The sequence below is a fragment of the Microvirga sp. P4_G7 genome, assembly GCF_056401005.1.
In genome coordinates this window covers 1-4,979 of the sequence record NZ_JBFUKD010000242.1, presented here as the reverse complement: position 1 = coordinate 4,979, position 4,979 = coordinate 1, and the positions used below count along the sequence as shown (strand labels likewise).

General features: G+C 60.5%; 5 protein-coding genes. All 5 read left to right on the top strand.

All coding sequences use genetic code 11. From position 1 onward, the window contains the following. The first annotated feature begins 15 nt into the window (after positions 1–15). Positions 16–798 carry a cyclase family protein gene (locus tag AC1DT3_RS11840; protein WP_477465452.1) on the top strand — a complete coding sequence of 261 codons (783 nt, stop codon included), beginning with the start codon at positions 16–18 and terminating at the stop codon, positions 796–798. A 194-nt stretch (positions 799–992) separates the two neighbouring features. Continuing rightward, the gene (locus tag AC1DT3_RS11835) at positions 993–3,347 is read left to right on the top strand and encodes a bifunctional salicylyl-CoA 5-hydroxylase/oxidoreductase (RefSeq protein WP_477465451.1); all 2,355 of its coding nucleotides are present in this window, start codon (positions 993–995) and stop codon (positions 3,345–3,347) included. 1 nt (position 3,348) lies between these two features. Next, positions 3,349–4,116 carry an SDR family NAD(P)-dependent oxidoreductase gene (locus tag AC1DT3_RS11830; protein WP_477465450.1) on the top strand — a complete coding sequence of 256 codons (768 nt, stop codon included), beginning with the start codon at positions 3,349–3,351 and terminating at the stop codon, positions 4,114–4,116. Between the two features lies 1 nt (position 4,117). Further along, on the top strand, positions 4,118–4,627 hold the full coding sequence (locus tag AC1DT3_RS11825) for a MarR family winged helix-turn-helix transcriptional regulator (protein WP_477465449.1): 510 nt from the start codon (positions 4,118–4,120) through the stop codon (positions 4,625–4,627). Next, positions 4,624–4,979, top strand: a 356-nt coding sequence (locus tag AC1DT3_RS11820) for an enoyl-CoA hydratase-related protein (protein WP_477465448.1), incomplete at its 3' end; no start/stop codon positions are given. The genes AC1DT3_RS11825 and AC1DT3_RS11820, both read left to right, overlap by 4 nt.

Sequence of the window (4,979 nt, the reverse complement as noted above, 5' to 3'; positions counted from 1 at the left end):
GGAAGGAGCCAAACGATGTCCAGTAATCTCTTGATCGAGTTCGCATCCGGAATCGCCGATGGGCGCATTCGCGTTGTCGATTTGACGCAGACCTTGCGTCCGTCGACGCCGGTCATTCAGCTGCCGCCGCAATTTGCACCCTCCAATCCGTTCCGTATTCTCGAGATCTCGAACTACGACGATCGGGGCCCCGGCTGGTACTGGAACAATATCGCGTGTGGCGAGCACACGGGCACCCATTTCGACGCGCCGGTGCATTGGGTCACCGGAAAGCACCACGCGGACGGCTACACCGATACGGTTCCCGTCCAGCGTCTCGTCGCTCCGGCCGTCGTCATCGACTGCTCGAAGGAAGCGGCGGAGGACGAGAAGTTCGTCCTCGAGCCGTCGCATATCGAGGCGTGGGAGAAGAAGCATGGCCGCATTCCCGATGGTGCTTGGGTGCTGATGCGCACCGATTGGTCGAAGCGCGAAGATCCGGCCGCCTTCCTCAACATCAAGGAAGACGGGCCACATACCCCCGGTCCGACAGCTGCAGCGATCACGTTCCTGGTGGAACAGCGCAACGTGAACGGCTGGGGCGTGGAAGCCGTCGGAACAGATGCCGGTCAGGGCTTCGCTTTCGAGCCTGCTTTCCCGGCCCATCATCTCATGCATGGGGCGAACAAGTTTGGTCTGGCGAGCCTCTGCAACCTCGACCAGCTACCACCCACCGGAGCCGTTCTCATTACCGCGCCCTTGAAAATCGAGAAGGGCTCAGGAAGCCCGCTCCGGGTGCTGGCGCTTGTCGCAAGCTAAGCAAATAGTCGTCTCCTGAATGTCACAAATCCCCGCTGCACTCTGTGCTGCGGGGATTTTCTTTTGGTGGCGCAGAGAGTTAGGCTTTCTCGCAATGCGCGGAACGACCGGGGAGAATTCAGCCGAGGGGGGTTGAACGGGAAATGCTTTAAGCTTAAAATAAACACGATTTGCAGCTCTCGGACTCGAGTCTCATGAAAATAGCGATCATCGGCGGCGGTCCCGCGGGACTTTATTTTTCGATCCTGATGAAGAAGCATCGCCCCGATGCGGAGATCACGGTCTACGAGCGTAACGGCAAGGATGACACGTTCGGTTTCGGCGTGGTGTTTTCCGATGCGACGCTGGACAATTTCGAGAAATACGACCTGCCGAGCTACCAGCGCATCACGCGTGAGTTCGCCTATTGGGACGATATCGCGATCTACTTCCAGGGCGCGACGCACAGAGTCGGTGGCAACGGTTTTTGCGGATGCTCGCGGCGAACGCTCTTACTGATCTTGCAGGATCGCGCCGCCGAGCTCGGCGTGGAACTTCGCTATCAGGTCGAGATCGAAGGCGAGAATCTCTTTGCGGACGCTGACCTCGTCGTCATCGCCGATGGTGCGAACAGCCGGTTCAGAGATCGTTTCGCGGAAGAGTTTCAGCCTGCCGTCGATTGGCGACCGAACAAGTTCACGTGGATGGGTTCGACCAAACCGCTCGACGCGTTCACGTTCATTTTCCAGGAGACTGAATGGGGTCCCTTCATCGCTCATGCCTATCAATATGAGGCGGGGCGTTCGACATGGATCTTCGAGACGGATCCGCAGACGTTCGAGCGAGCCGGATTGGCCGACAAGAGCGAGGCCGAATCCGCCGCATTGATGGAAGATGTCTTCGGCTGGTTCCTCGGCGAGCACAAGATCCTCACCAACCGGTCGATTTGGCGCAACTTCCCAATGATCCGCAACAAGAAATGGGTGATCGGCAACAAGGTGCTGCTCGGGGACGCCAAGGCGACGGCCCATTTCTCGATTGGTTCGGGAACGAAGCTCGCGATGGAAGATGCGATAGCGCTCTATGAATCCTTCAAGCGAAATGCGGAGGTCGACGGCGCGCTTTCACTCTACGAGACGGGGCGGCGCGAGGAAGTCGAAAAGACGCAGCACGCCGCGGACGTTTCCCTCGTCTGGTTCGAACACGTGGCCCGCTTCTGGGATTTCGATCCGGTGCAATTCGCCTTCGGCGTAATGACCCGCTCCAAAGCCATCACCTACGACAATCTTCGCTTGCGGGCGCCAGATTTCGTCGCCGCTGTCGATCGCACTTTCGCTCGCCAAGTGAAGGAGAACGGATTTGACGTGGCCGTCGACACGCCGGACGTGCCGATGTTCCAGCCGTTCCGACTTCGCGACATGACTTTGGCGAACCGTGTCGTGATGTCCCCTATGGATATGTACTCGGCGCAGGATGGCGTGCCCGGCGATTGGCATCTCGTCCATTACGGGTCCCGCGCGACTGGCGGTGCCGGATTGCTCTTCACTGAGATGACATGCGTGTCGCCGGAATCGCGCATCACGCTCGGCTGCGCAGGTCTGTGGAACGACAAACAGCAGGCGGCATGGAAGCGCATCGTGGGCTTTGTCCATGCGAACTCCGCCGCCAAGTTCTGCCTTCAGCTCGGACATGCGGGTCGCAAGGGTGCGACGAAGCTCATGTGGGATGGCATGGATAGGCCATTGGAGGAGGGGGGGTGGGACATCTATTCCGCGTCTTCCGTGCCCTATTTCCCCGACAGTCAGGTGCCGCGGGAACTCTCGCGAGCCGACATGGACGCGATCAAGGTGCAGTTCCTGGAAGCCGCGAAGCGTGGTGACGAAGCCGGCTTCGACATGCTCGAACTGCACTGCGCGCACGGCTATCTGCTCGCGAGCTTCATTTCGCCCCTCACGAACCAACGAACAGACGAATACGGCGGGTCCCTCGAAAACCGGCTGCGTTTTCCGCTCGAGATATTCGAAGCGATGCGCGGCGCTTGGCCGTCACACAAGCCGATGTCGGTCAGAATCTCAGCGACCGACTGGGCGGATGGGGGCGTGACTGGCGACGATTCGGTTGCTGTCGCGCGCGCCTTCGCCGAGCATGGCGTCGATCTCGTGGACGTCTCGACAGGTCAGACGGTGCGAGATGCGCGCCCGATCTTCGGGCGCATGTTCCAGACCCCGTTCTCCGATCAGATCCGCAACGAGGCGGACGTGGCCACCATGTGCGTCGGCAACATCACGACGCCTGATCAGGTCAACACGATCCTCGCTGCCGGCCGAGCTGATCTCGTCGCGCTCGGGCGGCCCCACTTGGTCGATCCTTTCTTCACGATGAAGGCTGCCGCCTGGTATGGCGCGAAAAATGTCCATTGCCCCCCGCAATACCTACCGGGTAAAGACCAGATATATCGTAATAGCGTTCGTGATCGGCAGGATCTCGAGGATCTCAAGGTTCGGGGCAAGCCGAAGACGCGAGCGGAGTTGAGGATGGAGGCGGGCGAGAACTCTCTCGCTGCGGAGTGACATGAACCCAACGACTCTTCAGGGCCGCCACGCGGTCGTCACCGGCGGTGGGCGTGGCATCGGGCGCGCCATTGCGGCTGGCCTGACAGGCGCAGGTGCGATCGTGACCGTGATCGGACGCGACGCGGCGACGCTGGAGCGTGCCGTCTCCGACGGAGTCGCCCGCAGCGCTGTAGCGGCCGACGTGACGAGCCCGGAGGCCGTCCGGAAGGCTATCACCGACATTGTTTCGGTGAATGGACCCGTCGATCTCATGATCGCGAATGCGGGTTCGGCGGCGTCGGCGCCTTTCTCGAAGTCGGATCCGGCGGTTTTCCGCGCGATGATCGATGTCAACCTTTACGGCGTCACCAATGTGGCACAGGCCGTGTTGGGTTCCATGATCGAGCGCGGTGGAGGGCGGATCATCGCCGTGGCGTCGACCGCGGGGCTCAAAGGCTATCCCTATGTGAGCGCGTATTGCGCAGCGAAACACGCCGTGATCGGCTTCGTGCGCTCCCTCGCCCTCGAAGTCGCGACGAGCGGCGTGACGGTGAATGCGGTATGTCCTGGTTTCACCGACACAGACCTCGTAGCCGAGAGTCTCGATCGCATAAAGGCCAAGACCGGCCGATCGCATGAGCAGGCTCTCGCCGAATTTGTAAAACATAACCCGCAGAAGCGCCTGATCGATCCGGCCGAGGTCGCAGACGCGGTGCTCTGGCTTTGCGGTGACGGCGCGCGCTCGGTGACCGGACAGGCTATCGTCGTGGCGGGTGGAGAGATTTGACATGAGTGACGAAAGCATTCCGCTCGACGCAGAGACGAAAGCCGTCGAGATGCCCGACGATCATCGCGACGAGCTTCGCCTCTGGCTGCGCCTTCTCACCTGTTCGACTTTGATCGAAGGCGAGGTGCGCCGACGGCTTCGCGATCGCTTCGACGTGACCTTGCCGCGCTTCGATCTCATGGCGCAGCTCGATAAGGCAAAGTCTGGAATGACATTGTCTGATCTGTCCAAACGGATGATGGTGTCGAACGGCAATCTGACTGGACTTGTCGAACGGCTCGTGGCGTCCGGACATATCGAACGCCGCGTCTCGGCAACCGATCGACGCGCCCAGATGATCAGCCTTTCCAAAGCCGGCCGCGTCGAGTTTCAAGCCATGGCTGCGGAACACGAGGTGTGGATCGCGGAATTGTTCGGAGATCTGTCGCAGAGGGATCAGAGCGATTTGATGCGGCTTCTCGCCAAGACCAAATTGTCCGCCCGTCGAGCCGTCATGGGAGAAGCGCAGTGACGACGACATACGCGAACGCGGTGACGCTACCGCTCTCCGGCTACCGCCCCAACCATTTCCTGCTCTCGGTCGACGGAGCTGTCGCGACGGTGACGCTCAATCGCCCGGAGAAGAAAAACCCGCTGACATTCGAGAGCTACCGTGAGTTGACGGATTTCTTCCACGCCTGCTCCAAGGATGATTTCGTCAAGGTGATCGTGATTGGTGGCGCGGGCGGCAATTTTTCGTCCGGCGGCGACGTCTTCGAGATCATCGGCCCGCTGGTCGACATGGATACAAAGGGACTCACCGCTTTCACGCGGATGACTGGCGAACTCGTGAAAGCGATGCGTGCCGCTCCCCAGCCCATTAT